Here is a 22,671-nt window from a genome sequence, read left to right on the forward strand (position 1 = left end):
GGAGGAGTGGGATGAACGAGTCATCGCTGCGGGAGCTGGGGCTGGATCTGCTGGAGGACCGTCAATTCGAGCGCGCCCTGGCGGTGTTCGCCGAGGCGGTGCGCCGGGTTCCCGCGGACCACCGCGCGCGCATGCTGGCGGCCCGCTGTCTGGCGGAGCTGGGCGAGCGCGAGCGCGCCGTCACCGTCTATCACGCCTGCGCCGAGGGCCTGCTGCGGCGCGACTACCTGCTGTCCGCCATGGCCGCCTGCAAGCTGGGGCTGGAGCTGGCCCCCCAGGAGCGGCGCCTGCGCGACACGCTCGTGCGGCTGCATGCCCGCGCCTCGCGCAGCGCCGCGGGCCGCGCCTCGGTGCCGCCGCCCCTGCCCCCCGAGACGCTCTTCGACGGCAAGGTGGAGACGGATCTCATGGGCATGTCGGGCGAGGAGCTGAGCGACCGCGCCATCGAGGTGCTCGCCGCGCCGGACCCGGGAGGCTCGGCCAACCCGAACGATCGGCCGCCCCTGCCGCTGTTCGCCGACCTGGAGCTGGACGTCTTCATCGACCTGGTCACGCGCATGGGCTACCGCGCCATCAAGGCCGAGGAGGTGGTGACGGCCGAGGGCGGCTCCGCGGACTGCCTGGACGTCATCGTCGCGGGCAAGGCCGAGGTGACGCGCAAGGTGGCCGGCGAGGACCGCACGCTGGGCTTCCTCGGCGGCGGCTCCATCTTCGGCGAGCTGTCGCTGCTCACCGGCACGCCCCCCACCGCCACGGTGACGGCCGTGGTGGACATGGAGGTGTTCGAGCTGCGCCGCGAGCACTTCAACGCCGTGGCCAAGAACCACCCCTCGCTGCCGCAGGTGCTCGCCCAGTTCGCGCACAAGCGCATGGAGCGCAACCTCACCGCCACCTCGCCCCTGTTCCAGCCCATGCCCGAGTCCGAGCGCGCCGCGCTCTTCCAGCGCTTCGCCTTCCGGGCCCTGCAGCCCGGCGAGCAGGTGCTGGTGGAGGGCGAGCACTCCCCGGGCCTGTTCCTCGTGCTCGCCGGGGAGCTGGTGGTGCAGAAGGAGGACCCGGAGGGCGGCACCGTGCGCCTGGGCGTGCTGCGCGAGGGGGAGGTGGCCGGGGAGATCTCCCTGCTCACGGGCCTGCGCGCCACGGCCACGGTGGTGTCCTCGCGCAAGACGGCCACGGCGTTCCTCGCGCGCGCGTCCTTCCATGAGCTGGTGAAGGCCTACCCGCACATCCAGAAGTACCTGGAGCAGCTGTCCGACCGCCGGCTCAAGCAGATCGGCGAGGCCCTGCGCCCCGCGGAGATCCTCGACGCGGACGAGCTGCTGGAGACGGACGGACAGGCCGCCTCATGATGCTCACGCGAGGTCAGGTGTTGGGCGTGGTGGTGGCGCTCGTGGCCGCGGGCCTGGTGTTGGCGCTCTGGCCCCGCGAGGAGCCGGGGGTGAAGGAGGCCATCACCCAGCGCATCGTCCAGATGACCGACGCGGCCGAGCGCAAGGACATGGCCGAGCTGATGGACGGCGTGTCCGAGTCCTTCGCCTCGGGCGAGGGGTGGAACAAGCAGCAGCTCAAGAGCGTGCTGCTCGGCCAGGTGCTGCGCGGCACCTGGGTGCGCGTGTTCGTCAAGGACCTGCAGGTCACCGAGGTGTCGCCCTCGCGCGGGGACGTGCGGGTGAAGATCATCTTCGGCCGCTCGCAGTCGGACACGCTGGAGACGCTCGCGCGCGACAGCGTGCTCAGCGCCTACCTCATCGAGGGCGCCTTCCAGAAGGAAGCGGATGGGGAGTGGCGCGCCGTGGAGGCCCGGCACCGCAACATGAGCCCGGGCGAGCTGTTCTAGCGCAGCAGCGTCTCCGCCTCGGTGTGCCACGTGCGGGCCATGGCGGCCTGCCGCGCCTCCGTCAGCCGCCGCTCCACGTCCTGGGCCTGGCGCCGCAGCGCCTCCAGGGGCACGCCCTGCTGCCGGGCCCGGCTCAGGCCGAGGTAGTGCCGCTGACAGCCCTGGGAGAAGTCCCCCTGGAGGAAGAACAGCCGGCCCAGGGCCTCGTAGGCCTCGGGCATCGTGCCCTGGCCGTTCTCCGGCGCCAGCTCCGAGAGCAGCGGTTGGGCCCCCGGGGCGTCTCCGCGGGCGAGCAGCAGGGTCGCCTTGGCGTACTGCGCGCGGGCCTGGTGCAGCCCCTGGACGGCCAGGGCCCGGTCATACGCCACCAGGGCCTCCTCGGGGTGGGTGAGCGCCTCCAGCACGTGTCCCCGCGCGAGCCAGTAGCGGTCGTCCCGCTCCAGCGCGCCCGACGTCTTGCCCGCCGCCGACGTCACCCGCACGTCGCGGAAGGTGGCCTCGTAGGCGTCCAGCAGCGCCAGCGCGCCTTCCCCGTCACCCAACTCCTGGAGCCTCCGCGCGCCCTCCAGGTAGGGCAGGGGCGCGGTGCGCCGCCGGGCCACCGCGGCCTCGAAGGCGGCGCGGGTCTCGGTGTCCTTGCCCCGCGCCAGGGCCTGGGCGCGCAGGAGCAGGGCATGGAGCTCCTCGGGGGACGCCGCCAGGGCCTGATCGGCGGCGGCGCGCGCCGCGTCGGTCTGGCCCTCGGCGAGCGCGAGCGCGGCCCGCACGGTGTGCAGGCGCGCCGTGAGCGCCGGCGTGAGGGCCTCGGGCTGGCCGAGCGCGGCCTCCACCGTCCGGGCGGCCTCGTCGCGTCCCTGATCCAGGTAGAGCCGGGCGAGCGCCAGCGACAGGCGCGCGCGCAGGTGCTCGGGGTGGGCGGACGCGGCCTTCTTGAGCACCTCGAGGGCCTGGACGTACAGCCCCTCGTCGAGCAGGGCCTCGCCCCGGGCCACCGCGTAGCGCGGCTCGCGCCAGGCCACCTCGTGCGCCCGCGCGAAGGCCTGCCGCGCCTCGGTCAGCCGCCCGGTGGCCTGCAGCAGCCGCGCCTCGACGAGCGACAGCTTGGGGCTCTTGGCGCCCTGGCGCTGGAGCTCCGCGAGGAAGGTGGCGGCGGCCGGGGCCTTGCCGTCGGCCAGCAGCACCCACGCGTGGGTGGCGTAGCGCTCGCCCGAGCGCGCATCCAGGGCCTGGGCCCGCGCCAGGTTCGCCCGCGCCGGGGCCTGGGCCTCGGCCCGCTGGTGCTCCAGCCACAGCCGGGCATTCACGTCCGCCGCCAGCGCCAGCGCCTCCTTGGCGTTCGCGTCCAGTTGGAGCAGGGCGTCCAGCTCGCCCAGGGCGCGTTGGAGATCCGCCGGGTTGTCCTGTTGGGCGAGCGCGCGCGCCGCCTTGAGGCGCGTGTCCACCTCGCGCCGCACGCCGCCGCGGTGCACCACCCACGCCACCACGCCCGCGAGCACCAGGGCCACGAGCCCCACCTGCGCGAGCGCGCTCAGGGGACTCTCCCGTTTGCGCCAATCCCGCGGTCCGCCGGAGTTCGCATTCGACGCGGCCATGGAGGGGCCTCCCTGAGAATATGAATGGTTTCAGCGGGTTGGGGGTGACACGATGGGCGGCTCGTAGGTAGGCACGCCCGCTTGCTCCGGCAAGGTGGGAGGGCCTCCAGGACGGCCCATGTGCCGGGGAGACGACATCCGATGGCCCTCTACACCTCGCTCGACGCGTCGGCCTTCCAGCGGCTGGCGGAGGCCTACGGGCTGGGCTCCGTGCGCGAGTTCGCGGGCATTCCCCAGGGCTCCATCAACTCCAACTTCCGGCTGGTGACGAGCGCGGGCCGCTTCTTCGTGCGCCACACCACGGTGCGCTCGGCGGAGGACCTGGGCTTCGAGGCCGGGCTGCTCGCGCTGCTCAACGCCGCCCACTACCCCTCGCCCCGGCTCGTCCACACGCGCGAGGGCCAGCCCTTCCTGGAGCTGGAGGGCGGCCGGGTGTGTGTCTTCGCGTGGCTCGTGGGCGAGGAGCTCACGCGCGAGACGCTCACCGCCGAGCACCTGGAGTCCCTGGGCCTGGAGCTGGGCAAGCTGCACCGCCTGGGCGACGCCTACGTGGGCGCGCGCGCCAACCCCTATGGCAGCACCGTGGTCGCCGGCTGGCTGGAGGGGCTCGCGCGTCACCCCGACACGGAGCTGGGCGCCATCGCGCGTGAGCTGCAAGGGTACCTCGCGCGCGCGGACGCCTCGCGCGGCGGCCTGGAGCCCCGCGGCGTCATCCACGCGGACATCTTCCTGGACAACGTGAAGTGGCTGGGCGAGCGGGTGAGCGCCGTCTTCGACTTCGAGATGGCGTGCCAGGACGCCCTGGGGCTGGACGTGGCCATCACCCTCAACGCGTGGTGCTTCGAGGCGGGCGCCTACCGGCCGGAGCTGTGCCGGGCGCTGCTGCGTGGCTACCAGGTGGAGCGCGCGCTCGTGCCGCTGGAGCGCACGCACCTCTTTGGCCACGCGCTCTTCGGGGCGGTGCGCTACACGGCCAGCCGCATCCGCGACTTCCACCTGTCCGACCTGCCGCCTGACAAATTGGCACCCAAGGACTTCCGCACCTACCTGGCCCGGGCGCGCCTGTTGAATCAGATGGGGCCCGAGGGCCTGCGCGCGCTCGTGGGTCTGTAGAGCGCGCGCGGGGCCGGGCCGCTCAGATGCCGGTGACGATGCGCCAGTCGCCGTCTTCCTTCTGCAGCACCATCTGCTCCAGCTCCGAGTCGCGCTGGGTCTTGTCCAGCAGGCTCGGCGCGCGCCAGTTCGTGCTCCAGTAGTAGATGACCTGCGCCATGCCGTCCGGCTTGATGTCCACCCGGCGGATCTCCAGGTTCACCTGGGGCGCGTCCATCCGGGCGAACATCTGCGGCAGCACCCGGCCGAGGTTCTCCGCGGTGAGATCGTCCGCGGGATCCTCGGTGCCGGCGTTGTCGCGGAAGGACTTGGACACCAGCGCCTGGATGGCCTTGGCATCGCGCGCCTCCACGGCCGAGCGGTAGCGCTCCATCACATCCAGGATGGCGCGGGAGTCCCGGGTGTCGGCGATCTGCGTGCCCGGGATGAAGTGGGGCCCACAGGCCGACAGCACCAGCAGGGCACAGACAAGCAATGAACGGACGATCATGAGGATGGGGTCTCCGTGGAAGGGGGCAACCGCGCGCGGGGAAATGCATTCCCCGTGCCGCTCTGTCCGCCGCGTCTAGCGGAAAGCGTCGCGGGGCACCAGGGGCCCGCCGAAGCGCCGCGTGTCGAACTCACAGCGCTCGAGCCACTCGGCGCTCAGGGCGCGCTGGGCGGTGGTGTCCCCGGGGGCGCTGCCGGCCAGGTGCCGCACGCCGCCGCAGTCCCCGCCGAGGTAGGCCGCCTGGATTTGCAGCCGCCGGGCCTCGCGGCGGATGGCGTCGGGGGGCTGGCCCTCGATCGCGCGCGTGAGGTGTCCGAGCGCGAGCCGGGGCGCGCCCACCTGCACGAGCCGGCGGCCGAGCAGGTAGTGGAGGTAGACGTCCTGGGGCGCCGTCTGGAGCGCGGTGGACAGCCGCAGCAGGCGCAATTCCTCGGCCTCCTCCTGGAAGTAGCCCTGGAGCGCGTCGCGCACGGGCGAGTCCAGCGCGGCGAGCTTCACCTGGGCGGTGCGCGTCACCTCGGGGCTGGGCGTGAGCGAGAGCACCTCGTCGAGGAAGGCGCGCGCCGGGCCGGTCCGTCCGCTTCGGGCCGCCACGTCCGCCTGGGCGAGCGCCACCTCGGCCCGCATCGCCGGCTGCTCCTTCACCGTGCCGGCCAGCCGCTCGAGCACCGCGGCGGCCTCGTCGGGCCGCTCCAGGCGCTCCAGGGCCTGGGCCTGGCCGAGCAGGAACGAGGGCTCCTGGGGCTGGAGCCGGGCGGCGCGCTCGTACACGGTGAGGGCGCGCTCGGGCTCGCTGGCGAGCAACTGCCGGGCCTCGTCCTGCAGCCGCGCCACCTCGCGGGCGCACGCGCGCGCGAAGAGGCTGCCGGTGCGAAAGCGCTGGAAGGCGCGGCTGACGGTGGCCTCGTCCAGGGGCAGCGCGTCCAGGTGCCGCTCCCACTCGGTGGCGAGCGCGTCCAGGGAGCGGCCATACGCGGCCTGGAAGTCCGCGTGGGCGTAGAGCGCGCGCAGCTTCTCCGCGCCGTGGGTGTCCGCGAGGTAGCGCAGGAAGGAGCCCACGAGCGTGTACGCGCGCGCGGGCGCCGACTGGTAGAAGCCCTCGGGGCCCACGAGCTTGCGCACGTCCGGCGCCAGTTGCTGCCGGCGCATGCCCGCGGCCCACTCGTCCAGGGTGAGCTCGCCCTGCACGGGGTTGTCCGCCGCCACCGCCATGCCCTCGATGACGCCCATGAGCGGCCAGAGCCCGAAGCGCGTGGTGACGCGGAAGGGCCCCGAGCCCCAGGGCGCCGCCATCACGTGCGCCAGCTCGTGCTTGAGCGTGGGGTGGGGGTAGTCCCGCCCGTTGATGTGCAGCTCCAGGCGCCAGGGCTTGGCGTACTGGGTGCGGCCCGCGCCCACCAGCCGCTGCTTCTCCTCGTCCGTGCGGTAGAGCCACACGCGGATGCGGCCCTCGGGCGCGCCCCCGAGGAAGCCCGCGAGCTGGGCGTGGCGGAACTCCAGGTCCCGCGCCCACCGCTCCACGTCCTCGCGGGGCATGCCGCGTGGGTAGATGAAGTCGAAGTGCTCCGTCTGGCGCTCGCCCCCGAGCCGCTCGCGCAGCGTGGCGTCCGTCATCCGCAGGCCCAGGGCCGGGGCGTTCACCTCCAGGAGCAGCACCGCCCCGAACACGAGCCCGAGGAGCACCAGGGCCCCCCCGCGCGGCCGGGGCCGACCGAGCCGCGCCCGGGTCGTGTCCAGGCACTCCACGGTGAGCGCGTGCACCCCCACCAGCAGCAGGAGCGTCTCCACGCGAAACCACAGGAGCGCCGGCGAGACGCTGAGCACCTCGTCATAAATGGGGCCCGGCAGGTAGCCGAGGAACGGGTTGAAGGCGAAGACCTGGGGCCCGAAGACGATGGGGGCCACCGTGACGCACAGCGACACGGCCACGAGGCCCAGGTAGAGCGCCACCCCGCGCCCGGCCCGCTGGGTGGCGAAGCCAGAGAAGACCCCCACCGCCGAGGCGAGCCCCGCCGAGGGCACGGCGAGCAGCGGGTAGAAGGCCACCAGGGCGAAGGGGTCGCACTGCGTGCCGAGCCACGCATAGAGGGTGGCGGCGAGGAAGGGCGGCACGAGCACCGCCAGGTTCACCAGCAGGGCGGGCGCCAGGGCGCTCCAGGCGAGCCGCAGCGAAGCCCCCTCCCGGGGCGGTGGGGGAGGCCCGGCCTCCTGGCTGGTGAGCAGGCGGCGCTCCTGGTGGACCGAGGCCACGCCCAGCCCCCCGCCCAACAGCCCCACGCCGATGCTCAGGGCGAGGCCCAGTTCCAGGCCGGGCACGCCGAAGAGGGGCAGGAAGACGAGGGCGGAGCCCCCCAGGGCGAGCAGCCCGGCGGAGAGCCCGGGCGCGGGGCGCCGCAGGAGGTTCCTGGCACGAATGAGGACTTGCCGCATGACCTTCTCCTATACTCCTCCGCGCATGGCCGAACAGAAGACAGGGGCGGACAGCCGCCAATTCACGCGCGCGCCCATCGAGTTGAAGGTGGACTACAAGAAGCTCAACTCGTTCTTCGCCGACTACACGAAGAACATCTCCAAGGGGGGAACGTTCATCAAGACGAAGAAGCCGCTGCCCATCGGCACGCGCTTCCTGTTCAAGCTGACCGTGCCCCAGCGGGATCGTCCCTTCGAGCTGCTCGGCGAGGTGGTCTGGAGCCAGGGTGACGCGGAGGAGCCCGGCATGGGCATCCGCTTCATCTACAACGACGAGCGCCAGCGCGGCGAGTTCGAGGGCGTGGTGGAGCGGCTCATGGCGGACAGCCTGGGCACGCAGCTCACCGAGAAGCTGCTCAACAAGCAGCTCCTGGTGGAGTGAGCGGGGGCGGTTGGGCGCGGGTGCTCGTGGCCGTGCTCGCGCTCGGGCCCACGGTGGCGCCCGCGTGGACGGATTCGGACGACGTAACGGCGGAGGACGCGGTGGTGCCCAAGTTGCCCCGGGCGAGGGTGTTGGTCGAGGACGGAAAGGGCGGCGTGCACGAGGTGGACGCGGAGGTGGCCGCCACGTCCGACGCGCGCACGCGCGGCCTCATGTGGCGCGAGAGCCTGCCCCTGGGGCAGGGCATGCTCTTCATCTTCCCCGGCCCGGAAGAGGTGCTGGCCTTCTGGATGCGCAACACGCTCATCCCGTTGGATCTCGTCTTCATCAACGCGGCCGGGCGTGTCGTGGGCGTGGTGGAGAACGCCGTGCCCCACTCGCTCGTGCGGCGCCAGGTGGGCGTGCCGAGCCGCTACGTGCTCGAGGTGCCCGGCGGGTGGTGCCAGCAGCACGGCATCAAGCGCGGCGCCAGCGCGCGCTTCGTGGGCCTGGAGCGCATCCGCGTGACGCCCTGAGCGGCCTCACGCCTTGTCGCGCGAGATGGGGCCCACCCGGGCCCGGGTGACGCGCAGGTAGTCGGCGGGAGCGAGGACGATCTGCGTGCCGCGCACGCCGGCGGACACGGCGATGGCGTCGAACAGCTCCACGGTCTCGTCCACGAACACCGGGTAGTCCTTCTTGCCCCCGATGGCCGTGCAGCCTCCGCGGATGTAGCCGGTGAGGGGCTGCAACTCCTTGAGGGGCACGGTGTCCACCTTGCGGTCGCCGCTCAGCCGCGCGAGCGCCTTGAGATCCAGCTCCCCGTTGCCCGGCACCACGGCCATGAGCACCCCGGTGCGGTCCCCCCGCGCCACGAGCGTCTTGAAGACCTGCTCGGGGGGCATGCCCACCTTGGCGGCGACGGTCTCGGCGGACAGGTCCTCCAGGTCCACGTCATAGTCGCGCAGCGTGTACGCCACGCCGAGCGAGTCGAGGATGCGCGCCGCGTTGGTCTTCATGGCGTCAGGCTCCCATGGCCTCGCGGGCGGCCTTGATGCGGGCGAGGGCCTCCTCGGGGGTGGTGCCCACGGCGGACAGGTGCCCCATCTTGCGGCCCTTGCGCGCCTCGCGCTTGCCGTACAGGTGCAGCCGCACGCCGGGCATGGCGAGCACGGCCTCGAACCGGGGCCCGCCCTCGCGCAGCCACAGGTCTCCGAGCAGGTTGACGATCGCCGCGGGCCGCACCACCTCCACCGAGCCCAGGGGCAGGTTGCACACCGCGCGCACCGCCTGCTCGAACTGGCTGGTGAGGCAGGCGACCTCGGTGGCGTGGAAGCTGTTGTGGGGGCGGGGAGCGAGTTCGTTGACGAGCACGCGCCCGTCTCCGAGCAGGAACAGCTCCACCACCAGCAGGCCCTCCACCTCGAGCGCGGTGGCCATGGCGCGCGCGAGCTCCATCGCCTGGGCGCTCACCGCGGGCGGCACCTGCCCGGGCAAGAGGGACCAGTCGAGGATGCGCTCCTCGTGGTGGTTGTAGGCGGGCGGGTAGACGGCCACCTCGCCCCGGGGCGAGCGCGCCACCAGCACGGACAGCTCGGCCTGCAGGTCCAGGGCGGCCTCCACCACCACGGGGCGCTGGCCCAACTCGCGCCAGGCCTCGGCGGCCTCGGCGCTGGACTTCACCGGGAACTGGCCGCGGCCGTCATAGCCGCCCTCGCACGCCTTCACGAAGCAGCGGCCCCCCAGGGCGTCGATCGCGCCGGCCAGCTCCGCCTCGGTGTCCACCTGGCGCCAGGGGCCCTGGGGAAAGGCGTGCCGGGCGAGCCAGGCGCGCTGACGCCCGCGGTGCTGCACCACCTCGAGCACGGACGCGCCCGGCCGCAGCGGGGCGTGCTCGGCCACGGCCCGGAGCGTGGTCAGGGGAATCTTCTCGATCTCCAGCGTCACCACGTCGCTGGCGCGCGCGAGCCGCCGGGCCTCGTCCACCTGTGTGAAGTCGGCCGTGTAGCACTGGTCCACCACGAAGCGGGACGAGCAGGCGGGATCCGGATCCAACGCCTGGACCTGATAGCCGAGCGTGCGCGCGGACAGGGCCATCATCCGCCCGAGCTGGCCGCCCCCGAGGATGCCAATCGTGCCGCCGGGCAGCACCGTGCGCGTGTTCATGAGAGTTCCCGGTCCGCGAGGACCTCGTTCGTCCGGGCCTGACGCCAGGCCCCGAGCCGGGCGCGCAGTTCCGGGTGCTTGAGCGACAGGATGGCGGCCGCGTACAGGGCGGCGTTGATGGCGCCGGGCTTGCCGATGGCCATGGTGCCCACGGGCACGCCCTTGGGCATCTGCACGATGGACAGCAGGGCATCGAAGCCGTTGAGCACCGTGGCCGGAATGGGCACGCCCAGCACGGGCAGCAGCGTCTTGCTGGCCACCATGCCGGGCAGGTGGGCCGCGCCGCCCGCCGCCGCGATGATGACGGACAGGCCCCGGGACTCGGCCGTCTGGGCGTACTCGATCATCCAGTCCGGGGTGCGGTGGGCGGACACCACCCGCACCTCATGCGGGATGCCCAGGTCCTTGAGCACGTCGATGCCGGGGCGCAGGTGCTCCAAGTCGCTCTTGCCGCCCATGATGACGCCCACCCAGGGTGATTCCGTGCTCAACGCCGTGCCTCCTGTTCGCCTCCGGAGGAGTCCGGGGGGGACGGGAAACAGGCGGAGATAGGGTGGGGGGCCCCGCCGGTCAACCCGGAAGTACCGCGAGTGAGGGACTCAGTACGTGGAGCCCAGGCGCCCGAAGCCCTTGAGGCTCTTGGTCTTCGTGCGCTTGACGGCGGCGCCCACCGTCTCGGCGTCGTCGGCCCCCTCGTAGTCGCGCAGCACCTCCTCCTGCTCGGCGAGGTCCGCGGCCACCGCCGCGGGGCTCGCCACGCTGCCCGCCCGCCGGAAGAGCGCCTGGTTCTGCATCACGTAGCCCTTGGCCTCCTCCCGGCGGCCCGCGCTCATGGCCTCCGCCGCCCGCTCGAGGTTCTGGGCGCTCAGGGCGCGCGTCGCGTACACCGTGGCGTCCTTGTCCTGGCGCGCCGTCACCTCCTGCGGCCGGGACGTGACGTGGGCCTGGAGCCGGGTGTCGTGGCGCGCGGGCGCGCCCGCGCGCAGGTCCTGGTACGCGAGCGCCACGCCGGACACGTCCAGGGCGCCCTCCGACCCGGCCGACACGGTGACGCGCGCCACCACGCGCTCCGTCTGGCCCGAGGAGAAGTCCGGCAGCGACACCGTCACCTGGCGGCCCTCCTGCTGGACGCGGTAGCCGAGCACCTCCTCGAGCCGCACGGCCTCCGGCAGGGTGAAGGAGAGGCGCACGTCGCGCGCCACGCTGGTGCTCGCCTGGCGCAGGTCGCGCTGGAAGAGCGAGGCGAGCTGGCCCGCGTCCTCCAGGAAGCCGTAGGCGCCCGCCCCGTACTCGGCGAAGCCCTGCATCAGGTCCTCGTTGAAGTCCGTGCCCACGCCGATGGCGCTCACGGTGATGCCCTCGGCGCGGATGTCGCGCACGAGCCGGGTGAGGTCCGCCGTCTCGACGATGCCCTCGGTGGGCTGGCCGTCGCTCAAGAGGATGAGGCGGTTGATGGAGTTCGGGGTCCGGGCCTCGGCCACGCGCGCGCGGCCCGTCTGCAGGCCCGCGCCGATGTTGGTGCCCCCGTCATCCCAGATGCCGTCGATGTACTGGAGCATCCGCTCGCGGTTGGCGGGCGTGGTCGCGAGGCTCGGCAGGCTCTGCACGTCCGAGCCGTAGTGCACCAGGGCGAGCCGGTCGTCCGGACCGAGCTGTCCCACGAGGTGGCGCGCCGCCTGCCGGGCCTGTTGCAGCTTGTAGCCGCTCATGGAGGACGAGCGGTCGATGACGAGCGCCAGGTTGACCGGGGAGCGCGTGGCGCCGGGCACCTCCACGCCGGTGACGTCCACCGTGACGAACACCTCGTTCTGGCCGGGGAGGATGGCGGGGTGGGACAGCCGCGCCGTCATCGTCAGGGCCCCCGAGCCGGTGCTCACCGGGGGCGGGGGGAGGGGGAGGGGCTCGGGGCCCCGGGGCAGACCCCAGAGCACGGCGGCCACGGCGAGCGTGGCGGCCAGCGAGACGAGGGCGACCGTCTTGTTCATGACAGGGGGCTCCTACTTCAGGACGAGCAGCCCCGCTGTGCACGCACGGCGCGCGGAAAAGTTCTGGCCGTTCGTCCTAGCCGTTGGTCGAGGCGGCGCAGAAGTACGGCGAGACGTTCTCCCCGAAGGTGGCGCGGTAGCCGACCGGGTCGCTCGTGCGGAAGTCGTTGAGCGCCTGCTGGTCGAGCAGCAGGGACTGGCAGGCCATGTTCGCCTTCACCTCGGGCTTGGCGTCCGGGTGGTTGACGGCGCAGGTGCTCGCGGCGCCCTCACCGGCACACGCCTTGCTGCAGTAGCCCAGCACGCGGACGATGTCGCCCTCGGGGGTCGTCTCCAGGGTGGGGCCGGCGCTGCGCACGCAGATGAGGTCCTCGCAGTCCTGGGATCCAAAGGAGACGAAGTCCTGGTCGAGCTGCACGTCGGCCGGGACCACGGGGTCGAACTTCCGGTCGGGCGAGGAGGACTTCTTGACCAGCAGGCAGGGCTTGCCCACCTCGGAAGGCACCTCGCACCCGCCGCACAGCAGGGCGGCACCCATCAGAAGAGCCAGACGCGCAAACATCGACATGCACCTCACCCGTATCCGTCACCGGGAAGCGACTGCGTGAGCGGCCACCGTAGCACAGCGCTCCGGACCGCCAACCGCCCCGAGCGGGGGGGGCTGTCCACTGCCGGGCACGCGCGGACACCCCCTTTGCAACAATACCGAGGGGACAGACTGCGGGCATGCCGAGCGCCCACCAACGGATAGACAGGAGGCGAGAGGTACTTTGTTCGGTTGATGGGCCGCGAGCGTGGCGGATAGGATGCGCGCTTGTAACCGCCTCCGATTCCGAATCCAGTCGGTGGGCCGACGCCCCTAAATGACACGGAGCTTCCGGAAGTGACTCGCCTCCAGGCCATCCTGCTCGCGTTGTGCCTCGCGCCAGCAGCACCGGCACTTGCCCAGAACCAGAATGACACGGGGCTCGGACTCGATCTGAGCGGTGACAAGAAGCCCCAGGAAGAAACCACGACCGCGGAGCCGCCCGCGGAAGAGACGTTCGAGGAGCCGCCCCCGCTGCCCTCGTCCCTCACGGAGGCCCCACCCGCCGAGACGCTCACGCCCGCCGAGCGCGACGTGACGCTCGACGACCGCGTCAAGAGCGTGCAGCGCAAGGTGTACCTCAAGAAGCACCGCTTCGAGCTGGCGCCCTTCATCACCCTGTCGGTGAACGACCCGTACTACACCAAGGTCGGCACCGCGGTGCGAGGCGCCTACTACCTGGCGGACACGCTGGCCATCGCCGCCCGGGTGTCGGTCATGCAGGTGATTCCCGAGGACGACGTGCGCATCGCCAAGCGCGCCTTCCAGAGCCGCATCTTCTATTCGGTGCCCCAGTGGTCCGCCATGGGGGACGCCGAGTGGAGCCCGCTCTACGGCAAGGTGGCCTTCCTCAACTCCATCCTCCACTTCGACGCCTACCTGCTCGCGGGCCTGGGCGTGGTGCACACGGAAGTGTCCAGCCTGGAGGGCCGGGGCCCGAGCCCCGCGGCCGACCTGGGCCTGGGCATGCGCTTCGTCGTGCGCGACTTCTTCGCCGTCAACGTGGCCCTCATCAATACGTCCTACGTGGACCAGCCCGCGGGCACCACCAAGGGCGCCACCCAGAACCTCATGACGCTCAACGCCGGCATCTCCATCTTCTTCCCGCTCAAGTCGACCGGACGGGAGGCCGAATGAGGACCGCCCTGCATCTGGCGCTGGCACTCGCCCTGGGGCCCGTGTCCGCCCTGGCCCAGACCCCGACGCCCGCGCCCGCCGCGGCGCCCGCGCCCGCGGCCACCGCGCCCAAGCCTCCGGCCACGGCCGCGCCCCGGCCCGCCACCTCCGCGGTCACCAACGCCGCCCTGGGCGGCTCGGCCGAGCAGGAAGCCGGTGACGTGTCGGAAGTGGACAAGGACCGCATGGGCCCGCTGCGCGAGCGCGTGCAGCCCGTGTCCGGCCACCTGTTCCTCAAGAACGGCCGCCTGGAGATCAGCCCCTCGGCGACCTTCTCCATCAAGGACGCCTTCTTCACCAAGTACATCTTCGGCGCGGCCCTCACCTACCACGCCACGGAGACGCTGGGCCTGAGCCTGCGCGCGGGCTACGCGCTGCCCACGGTGGCGGGCGCCGCGCAGATCTGCACCTTCAGTGACGAGGGAGGCACCACCACCCGCGGCTGCCGTCGGCCCACCTTCGACGAACTCAACGGCCAGGCGCCCGGGCAGATCAACCTGCTGGGCGGCGTGGACGTGCAGTGGGCGCCCATCTACGGAAAGATGTCGCTGCTGGCCGAGAAGTTCCTGCACTTCGACCTGTACGGCATCGCCGGCGTGAGCGCGGTGCAGTACCGGGCCCCGGCCGCCAACACGTTCACCGTGGGTGGAAACGTGGGCGTCGGAATGCGCTTCTTCGTCAACCGTTGGATGACGGTGCGCACGGAGTTCCGCGACCTCATCTACGTGGAGCAGGCGGTCAACCCGACCACCACGCTGCGCAACCAGCTGCTCTTCGAGCTGGGCATGTCCTTCTTCTTCCCCAACGCCCCCACTCAGCCATGAAACGCCTGCTCAAGCCCCTCTGCCTCGCGTCCCTCGGGCTCACGCTGACGTGGGCCGCTCCCTCCCTGGCCCAGAGCTTCGAGGGCCTGGACCTGTCCCAACCCAAGAAGAAGCCCGCGAAGAAGCCCTCGCGGGGCAAGAAGGCCACGGACACCGAGGAGAACACCCAGGACGCCGCTCCTCAGGCGCCCGCCTCCAACGCGCCCTCCGGCGGCATGGGCCTGGACCTCACCTCGGACGCGCCCGCGCCCACCCAGGCCGCGCCCACCATGTCCTTCGACGCGGTGGACGTGTCCGGCAAGAGCGGAGACCGCCAGCGGCTGGAGGTGGCCATCTCGCTCTTCAAGAACGAGGAGTACGACCGGGCGGCCATGAGCGCCTACGAGATGATCGAGGACACGAAGCTCGTCGGTCTGCACATGGAGGCGCGCTACGTGCTCGCCAAGGCCCTCTACCGCATGGGCCTGTACCACTCGTCGCTCAGCCAGTTCTCGAAGATCCTCGCGGTGGGACCGGACACCAAGTTCTTCCGCACGAGCCTGGAGTGGCTCTTCTTCATCAGCCGCAAGACGAAGAACGAGACGGTCATCCTGGACGAGCTGGCGCGCTACGCGAACGTGGAGTTCCCCGAGCGCTTCCGCAGCGAGTTCCACTACCTGCTGGCGCGCTACCACTTCGTGCGCGGCAAGGCGCTGGATGACGTGGAGCGCCACCAGGACGCGGACAAGAGCTTCAACGAGGTCAAGCGCCTCGTGCTGCTCATCCCCAAGACGGACGTCTTCTACCCGCGCGCCAAGTTCCTCGAGGGCCTGGCCTTCTTCCGCTTCGGCAACCGCGCGGGCAGCGCCGCCGCGCGCCGCACGGACCTCAACACCCTGGGCGCCATCGACTCCATGAAGGAGGTCATCCGCGTCACCCGCTCGACGACCGGCCTGGACGCCGAGCAGATCGCGGTGAACCAGAAGCTGCGCGAGCTGGCGTTCATGCAGCTGGGCCGCACGCACTACGGCATGCAGCAGAACCGCTACGCGCTCTTCTACTTCAACAAGGTGGAGCGCGGCACGTCGCAGTGGCTGGAGGCGATGTTCGAGTCCAGCTGGGCCAACTACCGCGTGGGCCAGTACGAGCAGGCGCTCGGCAACCTCATCACGCTCTCCTCGCCCTTCTTCCGCGAGGAGTACTTCCCGGAGGCGATGATCCTCAAGGCGGTCATCTACTACGAGAACTGCCGCTACCGCGAGTCGAGCGTCATCCTCCAGGACTTCGAGCGCACCTACCTGCCCGTGCACGATCAGCTCGAGCTCATCACCAAGAAGCAGATGGACTCGGGCGAGTACTACGGCGTGCTCGCCGACGTGCAGAAGAAGAACAAGGAGGGCGGCAACAAGAGCGACACGGACATCATCCTCGAGCGGATTCTCCGCCTGGCCCTCACGGATCAGGACCTCAAGAAGACCAACGAGTCCATCCTCGAGCTGGAAGGGGAGATGGACGCGTTTCGCGAGAAGGGCGACACGTTCGCCTACTCCGAGCTGTCCAAGCAGCTGCTCGAGGAGCTCAAGGTGCAGCGCTCCTCGCTCATCGAGAAGGCCGGCATCATGGCCAAGGGCAAGCTGGAGACGGAGCTCGGCGCGCTCAAGCAGCTGCTCGCCAACGGCCTGCGCATCAAGTTCGAGACGGTGACCAAGGAGAAGGAGTTCCTGGAGGAGCAGCTCAAGGCGGGCGGCCAGGTCTCCATCGTCAAGAAGTACCGGTACTCGGTGGCCGTGGCGGACGATCAGCTCTACTGGCCCTACGAGGGCGAGTACTGGCGTGACGAGCTGGGCACCTACCAGTACACGCTGACCAAGGGCTGCATCCAGCGCGATACGGCCAACCGCACCCTGCAGACGAGCGAGGCGAACTGACCCGCGCCTCCCCGGGGCCGGATCCTCTCGGGGGATCCGGCCCTTCTCGTTTCTTCCTCCTGCGCTAAGGTAGCGCCCCCATGGCCCACAAACCCGTCACCATCGCCTTCGACGTGATGGGGAGCGATCACGGCCCCGCGGAAATCGTCCGGGGCGCCGCGCAGCTCTCGCTGGAGTCCCCCCACATCCACGCGCTCCTGGTGGGCGACCGGGCCGTCATCGACGACGCGCTCGCGCAGGCGCGCCACAGTGGCGAGCGCATCTCCGTGCAGCACGCCTCCACGTTCATCGCCATGGACGAGAAGCCCGGCGAGGCGCTGGCCAAGAAGCCCGATGCCTCGGTGTCCGTGGCGGCGCGGCTCGTGGCCGAGGGCGAGGCGGACGCGCTCGTGTCCGCGGGCCACACCGGCGCGTGCGTGCTCGCGTGTGCCCGGCACTTCCAGCTCTTGCCCGGCGTGCGGCGCGCGGCGCTCGCGGCCGTGTACCCCACGCGCATCCGCCGCGGCGAGAAGGAGGATCCGTTCTCGCTCATCCTCGACGTGGGGGCCACGGTGGAGGCCACCGCGGACGACCTGGTGACGTTCGCGGTGATGGGGGCGGCCTACGCGCGCATCATCTCGCGCAACGAGCAGCCCAAGGTGGCGCTCCTGTCCAACGGCACCGAGCCCACCAAGGGGCCGCGCCACGTGGTGGAGGCCCATGCGCGGCTCGGGGGCCTGCCCGGCATGCGCTTCATCGGCAACGTGGAGGGCGTGGACATCCCCAAGGGCACCGCCGACGTGGTGGTGACGGACGGCTACGTGGGCAACGTGTGCCTCAAGATGCTCGAGGGCGTGCACGAGACCGTGGTGGAGCTCGCCCAGTACGCCCACAAGGAGAGCCTGCGCTGGCGCGCGGGGCTCGCCATGCTCTCCGGCGGCATCCAGCGCATCAAGGACATCACCGACTGGGAGCAGTACGGCGGGGCGCCGGTGCTGGGCTTCGATCGCATCTTCATCAAGGCGCATGGCCGCTCGCAGGCGCGCGCCATCGCCAACGCGGGCAAGGTGGCGGCCAAGGCGGCGGCCAACGAGCTCGGCAAGACCATCCAGCAGGGTCTCGCCCGGTGAGCCTTCCGGATCGCATCGACCCACCACCCCCGCGGCGCATCTACCGCTGGGACCTGGACAAGACGTACCTGCAGACCGAGTTCGACTCGTTCCGCGACCTCTTGCGCACGGCCTTCCAGAAGGCCCACGAGAAGCAGGCGGTGCCGGGGGCCTCGGCGCTCATCCGCGAGCTGGCGAGCGCCGGTGACTCGCGCCTGTGCATCGTGTCCGGCAGCCCGCGGCAGTTGCGCTCGGTGCTGGAGGAGAAGCTCAAGCTGGACGGGGTGGTGTGGGACGAGTTCGTCCTCAAGGACAACGTGGGCAACCTCATGCGCGGCCGCTTCCGGGCGCTGCGCGGGCAGGTGGGCTACAAGCTGCCCGCCATCCTGGAGAGCCGCGCCCTGGCGCCCGTCGAGGCCGAGGAGGTGCTCTTCGGGGACGACGCCGAGGCGGATGCCTTCATCTACTCGCTCTACGCGGACATGATCGCCGGCCGCGTGGACGAGCGGGTGCTCGGGCAGATCCTCGAGCAGGCGGCGGTGTACCCGGACGAGGCCCAGCGGGTGCTCACCGCCTGGAAGAAGATCCCCGTGTCCGACCCCGTCCGGCGCATCTTCATCCACCTGGACCGGCTCACGCCCCCGGCGCACTTCGCCGACTACGGGCCGCGTGTGGTGCCCATCTTCAACTACTTCCAGGCCGCCCTGGTGCTCCTGGCGGATGGCCACCTGACGGCCCCCCAGGTCATCAAGATCGCCGTGGAGATGGTGCAGACGGCCGGCCACAACATCATCACCCTGTCCAACTCCTTCCAGGACCTGCTGCGCCGGGGGCTGCCCCTGCAACAGGCGGCGGCGGCGCTCGTGCAGGCGCTCGAGGGGCCCAACGCGCTGCTCCAGGCGCTGCGGCCCATGCCGGACATCCTCTCGGCCTTCACCAAGCGGCTCGCCGCGCTGGGCACCCAGCCCCCGCCGCCCACGGTGCGCGCGGTGGACTACCTGGGCCTGCTCCACCACGCGCTGCCCCGCACGCACAAGGGCCGCAAGGTCGCCCCGCCCACATGAAGGCCCTGGTCACGGGTGCCCATGGCACCATCGGCGCGCGGCTGTGCGAGGACCTGACGCGCCAGGGCGTGGAGGTGGTGCGCTGGCCCCGCGAGCGCGTGCCGGTGGACGACTACTGGGCCATGGAGCGCTTCGTGCGCGAGGTGGCGCCGGACGTGCTCTTCCACCTGGCCACGGCGTCGCGGCCCACGGGGCGCCCGAACGAGTCCTGGCTCGTCAACTACGAGTGGACGAGCGAGCTGGCGTGGATCTGCCGCCAGGTGGGCGTGCGCTTCGTGTTCACCAGCACGACCATGGTGTTCACCCCGCGCGCCGGAGGCCCCTTCACGGTGGACTCGGTGCCGGACGCCGCCGAGGGCTACGGCTACGAGAAGCGGCGGGCCGAGGAGCGGGTCTTCCAGCAGAACCCCGAGGCGCGCGTGGCGCGGCTGGGCTGGCAGATCGATCCCCGGCCCGAGGGCAACACCATGCTGGCCTCGCTGGAGGCGCAGGCGCGCGAGCGCGGCTTCGTGGAGGCGAGCACCCGGTGGTTTCCCGCCTGTGCCTTCCTGGACGACACGGTGCGCGCGCTGCTGGCGCTCGTGTGGACGGAGCCGGGGCTCTACCTGCTGGATGCCAACGAGCGCTGGAGCTTCCACGACATCGTCCGCGCGCTGAATGACACGCGGGCAAGCCCCTGGCGGGTGGAGCCCAGCGAACACTTCGTCTTCGACCAGCGCATGGTCGATGACCGGGTGGTCCTGCCCTCGCTGCGCGCGCGCCTGCCGACCCTCCCGTGAACCGGTGAGCAGAGGCGCCGGGGGACGATTGGACTCGGACCCCGGCGCCCCTACCTTGTTTCATGGGGGGACGTCTCATGCCGTGGAATGTCGGGCACGCGGAATTCCAGCGCACGCACGGGCCTCCCATTCCCTGGAGAGGCCGCATGCGACTCGTGACACTCGCCGCCCCGGTGTTGGTTCCCCTCGCGCTGCTCGCCGGACAGGAGGCCTCGGCCGAGGCGCTCTCGCCCCTGCGCGCCACCGCCGGGGGCTGTACCTTCCAGCTCTCCCCGCGCACGCGACCCGGGGGCTTCCCCCCGCTCACGGAGATCGTCCTCACCCGCGAGGACGCGCCGGGGTGCGCCGCCGGGGGCGCGAGTGTCGTGCTCGGCACCTCGTACCAGGGCTCCGCGCTGTCGCTGCTCGTCACCGAGGAGGGGGTGGCGGTGGGCTTCACCTCCCGGGCGACCCCGAGCGGCTCCGCCGCGGTCTTCGTGCAGTTGCGGCACGTGGACCCCCTGAGCCTCTCCGTCCTGCGGGCCGCGAGCCTCGGCGCCCTCAACCCGTCCTATGCGGGCTACGTCTACAGCGGGGTGCTCGAGCTGCTGCCGGATGGCACCACCCTGGAAGTGAGGGGCTCCAAGCACGGCGTCATTCCCGGGGAGACGGGCGGGGGCGGGCAGTATGTCGCCACCTGGCCGGACTTCTTCACCAGCGCCACGCCCCCCGAGGTCGTGGCGTACGACGAGCCCACGCCCTGAGCCGCCTCACGCCGTCCGGGAGCCGTCTCCGGGCGCCGCGGGCACGCCATAGAGCTCCGGGTGGAGCCAGGGCATGAGGACGCAGGCCACGGGCCCCTTCCACATCTCCGCGCGGGTGTAGAGCCCCTGGGTGAGGATGCCCACCGCGCCGAGCTTGCGTTTGCTGCCGGTGAGGCCGGACACCTCGTCCATCACCGTGCCCAGCTCCTCGCCGCCCAGCGAGCGGGCGGCGATGGCCGGGGGCAGGGGGAAGCGCACCCCCCAGGTGACGTTCTCCCGGCCGTCGCGGGCCACCAGGACGACGCAGTTGATGAGCTCGCCGGCCTCGGACAGGCCCCCCTCGAGCCCCAGGGCCATGCGCGCCTCCGGGTCCGAGGCCAGGGCCGCCCGGGCCCGGTTGCGCGCCCCCAGGGCCGTCTCCGGCTCTCCAATGGGCTGGGCCCGCACGCCGCTGGGCACGTCGATGCCCCTCACGCCGCAGCCCGGAAAGGCCTGTTCACAGACGTGCTTCACGGCGTCGGTCTTGGCGGGGTTGGTCGAGCCGACCAGGATGAGCAAGGACATGGCGGGCACCATCTCACGGGGCCGGGGCCGGGAGCCCGGAAGATATGCCGGGGACAGGCCCGGGAAGGCGCCGGGAAAGGGCCGCTGGCTCGCCTGGCGTGCCTCCGTCCGCCGTCCGGACTGGATTTTACCCCACGTGTCCCCTGTCTTCCTGCGCTACACCCCCCCGGGGGGATGGTATAGGTCGTCCCCCTTGGAGAGACCCCCCCTTGGGGTCCCAACCGCGAGATGACGCGAGACTTCACAGAGACACCGCCCGCCGGTGAACCGACGCCCGAGCCTGCGCCCGACAACGCGCGCGAGGCCGATGCCTTCGAGTCCGAGTCCATGGACCCGCTCGAGGTGCTGCCGGTTCCCGAGCTCGAGGAAGCCATTTTGCACCCCATCCCCGCCTACGTGGCGCCGCCGCCGGAGGACACCGTCCCGGACACGGACTTCCTGCCGGAGCCCGAGATGTCGCCGGAGTCCGCGGAGATCGACCCCGACAAGCTCGATCCCGACGCCCTCAAGGTCATCCACCGTCTGCACTCCCACGGCCACCAGGTCTACCTGGTGGGCGGGTGCGTGCGGGACCTGCTGCTGGGCCGCACGCCCAAGGACTTCGATATCGCCACCAGCGCCCACCCGGGCGAGGTGCGCGCCATCTTCCGCAACTGCCGGCTCATCGGCCGGCGCTTCCGGCTCGCCCACATCTACTTCAAGGGTGGGAAGATCATCGAGGTCTCCACCTTCCGCGCCAACCCCACCGAGCTGGAGGCGAACGCGCCCGACACGGGTGAGGAGGAGGGCGGCGAGGGGGAGGAGCAGAACCCGGATCTGCTCATCACCCACGACAACGTCTTCGGCACCGCCGAGCAGGACGCGCGCCGCCGCGACTTCACCATCAACGGCCTCTTCTACGACGTGAGCGAAGGCCGGGTGATCGACTACGTGCGGGGTCGGCGCGACCTGGACGAGCGCTACATCCGCACCATCGGCGACCCCGAGGTCCGCATGCGCGAGGATCCGGTGCGCATCCTGCGCGCCGTGCGCTTCGCCTCCAAGCTGGGCCTGGACATCGAGTCGCGCACCTACGCCGCCATGGAAGGCGCCGTGGAGGATCTCACGCGCTGCGCCCCCGCGCGCCTGCTCGAGGAGACCTTCCGCCTCATCCGGGGCGGGGTGGCCGCGCCCAGCCTCCGGCTGCTCGCCGCGCTGGACGCGCTGAAGATCCTCCTGTCCCCCGTGGCCGCCCACTTCCGCGAGCATGGCCGCCGCGGCGAGCGCACCTTCTACGCCTACGCCGAGGCGCTCGACCGGCGCGTGGCCTCCGGCGAGACGCTGGATGACGCCATCCTGCTCGCCGCGCTGCTGGTGCCCATCGCCCAGGCGGCGCCCGTGGTGGAGAGCCTGGATCCCGCGGGTCGGCCCTCGGTGGCCCAGGCCATCGAGGATCTGCTCGCCGAGTTCGTCCAGACGGCGCGCCTGCCCCGCCGGATCGCCGAGCGCTGCCGGCTGCTGCTCATTGCCCAGCGCACGCTCTCGGGCGAGCGCCGCCGCAAGACGGGCGCCTTCCGCCGTCACCCGCTCTTCGCCGACGCGCTCACCGTCTTCGAGATCTCCGTGGAGGCCACCGGCCGCCACCGCGATGCGCTCGAGGCCTGGAAGCGCGGCGACGTGCCGCCCCAGCGCGCCGGGGGCGAGAGCCCGGCCGCCGCCGAGCCCGACGCGCCGCGCAAGCGCCGCCGTCGTCGCCGCCGGGGAGGCAGCAGCCGCACCAAGCCCGGAAGCTCCGAGGGCACGGCCGCGGCCCCGGCGGGAGAGGCCTCGTCCTCCCTGGAGGACACGTCCGACGACGGGGACGACGAGTCCGACGCCGACGAGCCGGACGAGTCGCCCGAGGGCATGTCCGAGGCGGGCTCGGACGGACACGAGGGCTAGAGGCTAG

General features: G+C 71.8%; 22 protein-coding genes. 13 read left to right on the plus strand and 9 right to left on the minus strand.

The annotated features are described in order from the left end of the window. The first annotated feature begins 11 nt into the window (after positions 1-11). Positions 12-1,349 carry a cyclic nucleotide-binding domain-containing protein gene (locus tag I3V78_RS14450; protein ID WP_204488240.1) on the plus strand — a complete coding sequence of 446 codons (1,338 nt, stop codon included), beginning with the start codon at positions 12-14 and terminating at the stop codon, positions 1,347-1,349. Then, positions 1,346-1,837, plus strand: a complete 492-nt coding sequence (locus I3V78_RS14455) for a hypothetical protein (RefSeq protein WP_204488242.1) — start codon at positions 1,346-1,348, stop codon at positions 1,835-1,837. Before I3V78_RS14450 ends, I3V78_RS14455 begins: the two co-directional genes overlap by 4 nt. Here I3V78_RS14455 and I3V78_RS14460 read toward each other — a convergent pair. Next, positions 1,834-3,429: a tetratricopeptide repeat protein gene (locus I3V78_RS14460; protein WP_204488244.1), complete on the minus strand. Its 1,596-nt coding sequence runs from the start codon at positions 3,427-3,429 to the stop codon at positions 1,834-1,836. The genes I3V78_RS14455 and I3V78_RS14460 overlap by 4 nt on opposite strands. A gap of 141 nt (positions 3,430-3,570) precedes the next feature. On the opposite strand from I3V78_RS14460, the gene I3V78_RS14465 reads away from it, so the two are divergent. Beyond that, positions 3,571-4,542, plus strand: a complete 972-nt coding sequence (locus I3V78_RS14465) for a homoserine kinase (RefSeq protein ID WP_204488246.1) — start codon at positions 3,571-3,573, stop codon at positions 4,540-4,542. Positions 4,543-4,564: 22 nt separating this feature from the next. On the opposite strand, the gene I3V78_RS14470 is transcribed toward I3V78_RS14465, so the two are convergent. Together I3V78_RS14470 and I3V78_RS14475 are read right to left on the minus strand one after the other, a co-directional pair. Continuing rightward, the gene (locus I3V78_RS14470) at positions 4,565-5,032 is read right to left on the minus strand and encodes a DUF4440 domain-containing protein (protein WP_204488248.1); all 468 of its coding nucleotides are present in this window, start codon (positions 5,030-5,032) and stop codon (positions 4,565-4,567) included. A gap of 75 nt (positions 5,033-5,107) precedes the next feature. Continuing rightward, entirely contained in the window at positions 5,108-7,462 is a 2,355-nt protein-coding gene (locus tag I3V78_RS14475) for a tetratricopeptide repeat protein (protein ID WP_204488250.1), read from the minus strand. A 25-nt stretch (positions 7,463-7,487) separates the two neighbouring features. Here I3V78_RS14475 and I3V78_RS14480 point away from each other — a divergent pair, with 25 nt between their 5' ends. Both I3V78_RS14480 and I3V78_RS14485 read left to right on the plus strand, forming a co-directional pair. Further along, entirely contained in the window at positions 7,488-7,883 is a 396-nt protein-coding gene (locus I3V78_RS14480; RefSeq protein ID WP_204496628.1) for a TIGR02266 family protein, read from the plus strand. After that, a complete protein-coding gene (locus I3V78_RS14485; protein ID WP_338023576.1) occupies positions 7,880-8,398 on the plus strand; it encodes a DUF192 domain-containing protein in 519 nt (172 codons plus the stop codon). Before I3V78_RS14480 ends, I3V78_RS14485 begins: the two co-directional genes overlap by 4 nt. A gap of 6 nt (positions 8,399-8,404) precedes the next feature. Here the strand turns inward: I3V78_RS14485 and ybaK are convergent, their stop codons facing one another. The 5 genes from ybaK to cglC all read right to left on the minus strand — a co-directional run bounded on the left by ybaK (position 8,405) and on the right by cglC (position 12,581). Continuing rightward, complete coding sequence (ybaK, locus tag I3V78_RS14490) at positions 8,405-8,881, minus strand: Cys-tRNA(Pro) deacylase (protein WP_204488259.1); 477 nt, start codon at positions 8,879-8,881, stop codon at positions 8,405-8,407. Positions 8,882-8,885: 4 nt separating this feature from the next. Continuing rightward, positions 8,886-10,028 carry a 5-(carboxyamino)imidazole ribonucleotide synthase gene (purK, locus tag I3V78_RS14495; protein WP_204488262.1) on the minus strand — a complete coding sequence of 381 codons (1,143 nt, stop codon included), beginning with the start codon at positions 10,026-10,028 and terminating at the stop codon, positions 8,886-8,888. After that, positions 10,025-10,486: a 5-(carboxyamino)imidazole ribonucleotide mutase gene (purE, locus tag I3V78_RS14500; protein WP_204496630.1), complete on the minus strand. Its 462-nt coding sequence runs from the start codon at positions 10,484-10,486 to the stop codon at positions 10,025-10,027. The genes purK and purE overlap by 4 nt, the downstream gene beginning before the upstream one ends. 141 nt (positions 10,487-10,627) lie before the next feature. Further along, a complete protein-coding gene (locus tag I3V78_RS14505; RefSeq protein ID WP_204488264.1) occupies positions 10,628-12,013 on the minus strand; it encodes a vWA domain-containing protein in 1,386 nt (461 codons plus the stop codon). 76 nt (positions 12,014-12,089) lie between these two features. After that, entirely contained in the window at positions 12,090-12,581 is a 492-nt protein-coding gene (cglC, locus tag I3V78_RS14510) for an adventurous gliding motility lipoprotein CglC (protein ID WP_338023577.1), read from the minus strand. Positions 12,582-12,896: 315 nt separating this feature from the next. Between cglC and I3V78_RS14515 the strand changes: the two genes are divergently transcribed. The 7 genes from I3V78_RS14515 (at position 12,897) to I3V78_RS14545 (ending at position 20,180) form a co-directional block, all read left to right on the plus strand. Further along, entirely contained in the window at positions 12,897-13,736 is an 840-nt protein-coding gene (locus tag I3V78_RS14515) for an outer membrane beta-barrel domain-containing protein (protein WP_204488268.1), read from the plus strand. Continuing rightward, positions 13,733-14,599 carry an outer membrane beta-barrel domain-containing protein gene (locus I3V78_RS14520; RefSeq protein ID WP_204488270.1) on the plus strand — a complete coding sequence of 289 codons (867 nt, stop codon included), beginning with the start codon at positions 13,733-13,735 and terminating at the stop codon, positions 14,597-14,599. Before I3V78_RS14515 ends, I3V78_RS14520 begins: the two co-directional genes overlap by 4 nt. Then, entirely contained in the window at positions 14,596-16,506 is a 1,911-nt protein-coding gene (gene gltC, locus I3V78_RS14525) for an adventurous gliding motility protein GltC (protein ID WP_204488272.1), read from the plus strand. The genes I3V78_RS14520 and gltC overlap by 4 nt, the downstream gene beginning before the upstream one ends. 80 nt (positions 16,507-16,586) lie before the next feature. Continuing rightward, the gene (gene plsX, locus I3V78_RS14530; protein ID WP_204488274.1) at positions 16,587-17,615 is read left to right on the plus strand and encodes a phosphate acyltransferase PlsX; all 1,029 of its coding nucleotides are present in this window, start codon (positions 16,587-16,589) and stop codon (positions 17,613-17,615) included. Next, positions 17,612-18,658: a phosphatase domain-containing protein gene (locus I3V78_RS14535; protein ID WP_204488276.1), complete on the plus strand. Its 1,047-nt coding sequence runs from the start codon at positions 17,612-17,614 to the stop codon at positions 18,656-18,658. Before plsX ends, I3V78_RS14535 begins: the two co-directional genes overlap by 4 nt. Then, positions 18,655-19,437, plus strand: a complete 783-nt coding sequence (locus I3V78_RS14540; protein WP_204488278.1) for an NAD-dependent epimerase/dehydratase family protein — start codon at positions 18,655-18,657, stop codon at positions 19,435-19,437. The genes I3V78_RS14535 and I3V78_RS14540 overlap by 4 nt, the downstream gene beginning before the upstream one ends. Positions 19,438-19,583: 146 nt before the next feature. Beyond that, on the plus strand, positions 19,584-20,180 hold the full coding sequence (locus I3V78_RS14545; protein ID WP_204488280.1) for a hypothetical protein: 597 nt from the start codon (positions 19,584-19,586) through the stop codon (positions 20,178-20,180). A gap of 6 nt (positions 20,181-20,186) precedes the next feature. On the opposite strand, the gene yjjX is transcribed toward I3V78_RS14545, so the two are convergent. Beyond that, a complete protein-coding gene (gene yjjX, locus I3V78_RS14550; protein WP_204488282.1) occupies positions 20,187-20,744 on the minus strand; it encodes an inosine/xanthosine triphosphatase in 558 nt (185 codons plus the stop codon). A gap of 228 nt (positions 20,745-20,972) precedes the next feature. Here yjjX and pcnB point away from each other — a divergent pair, with 228 nt between their 5' ends. Continuing rightward, positions 20,973-22,664 (plus strand): polynucleotide adenylyltransferase PcnB, encoded by a 1,692-nt coding sequence (pcnB, locus tag I3V78_RS14555; protein ID WP_204488285.1) that lies wholly within the window; start codon positions 20,973-20,975, stop codon positions 22,662-22,664. Positions 22,665-22,671: the final 7 nt, after the last annotated feature.

The sequence above is a fragment of the Archangium primigenium genome, from assembly GCF_016904885.1.
GTDB classification, from domain to species: Bacteria; Myxococcota; Myxococcia; order Myxococcales; family Myxococcaceae; genus Cystobacter; species Cystobacter primigenius.

Excerpts from the sequence above, each read along its gene's own strand:
- I3V78_RS14450 (WP_204488240.1), top strand. The coding sequence starts at position 12 with ATGAACGAGTCATCGCTGCGGGAGCTGGGGCTGGATCTGCTGGAGGAC.
- I3V78_RS14455 (WP_204488242.1), top strand. The coding sequence starts at position 1,346 with ATGATGCTCACGCGAGGTCAGGTGTTGGGCGTGGTGGTGGCGCTCGTG.
- I3V78_RS14460 (WP_204488244.1), bottom strand. The coding sequence starts at position 3,429 with ATGGCCGCGTCGAATGCGAACTCCGGCGGACCGCGGGATTGGCGCAAA.
- I3V78_RS14465 (WP_204488246.1), top strand. The coding sequence starts at position 3,571 with ATGGCCCTCTACACCTCGCTCGACGCGTCGGCCTTCCAGCGGCTGGCG.
- I3V78_RS14470 (WP_204488248.1), bottom strand. The coding sequence starts at position 5,032 with ATGATCGTCCGTTCATTGCTTGTCTGTGCCCTGCTGGTGCTGTCGGCC.
- I3V78_RS14475 (WP_204488250.1), bottom strand. The coding sequence starts at position 7,462 with ATGCGGCAAGTCCTCATTCGTGCCAGGAACCTCCTGCGGCGCCCCGCG.
- I3V78_RS14480 (WP_204496628.1), top strand. The coding sequence starts at position 7,488 with ATGGCCGAACAGAAGACAGGGGCGGACAGCCGCCAATTCACGCGCGCG.
- ybaK (WP_204488259.1), bottom strand. The coding sequence starts at position 8,881 with ATGAAGACCAACGCGGCGCGCATCCTCGACTCGCTCGGCGTGGCGTAC.
- purK (WP_204488262.1), bottom strand. The coding sequence starts at position 10,028 with ATGAACACGCGCACGGTGCTGCCCGGCGGCACGATTGGCATCCTCGGG.
- purE (WP_204496630.1), bottom strand. The coding sequence starts at position 10,486 with ATGGGCGGCAAGAGCGACTTGGAGCACCTGCGCCCCGGCATCGACGTG.
- I3V78_RS14505 (WP_204488264.1), bottom strand. The coding sequence starts at position 12,013 with ATGAACAAGACGGTCGCCCTCGTCTCGCTGGCCGCCACGCTCGCCGTG.
- cglC (WP_338023577.1), bottom strand. The coding sequence starts at position 12,581 with ATGTCGATGTTTGCGCGTCTGGCTCTTCTGATGGGTGCCGCCCTGCTG.
- I3V78_RS14520 (WP_204488270.1), top strand. The coding sequence starts at position 13,733 with ATGAGGACCGCCCTGCATCTGGCGCTGGCACTCGCCCTGGGGCCCGTG.
- gltC (WP_204488272.1), top strand. The coding sequence starts at position 14,596 with ATGAAACGCCTGCTCAAGCCCCTCTGCCTCGCGTCCCTCGGGCTCACG.
- plsX (WP_204488274.1), top strand. The coding sequence starts at position 16,587 with ATGGCCCACAAACCCGTCACCATCGCCTTCGACGTGATGGGGAGCGAT.
- I3V78_RS14540 (WP_204488278.1), top strand. The coding sequence starts at position 18,655 with ATGAAGGCCCTGGTCACGGGTGCCCATGGCACCATCGGCGCGCGGCTG.
- I3V78_RS14545 (WP_204488280.1), top strand. The coding sequence starts at position 19,584 with ATGCGACTCGTGACACTCGCCGCCCCGGTGTTGGTTCCCCTCGCGCTG.
- yjjX (WP_204488282.1), bottom strand. The coding sequence starts at position 20,744 with ATGTCCTTGCTCATCCTGGTCGGCTCGACCAACCCCGCCAAGACCGAC.
- pcnB (WP_204488285.1), top strand. The coding sequence starts at position 20,973 with ATGACGCGAGACTTCACAGAGACACCGCCCGCCGGTGAACCGACGCCC.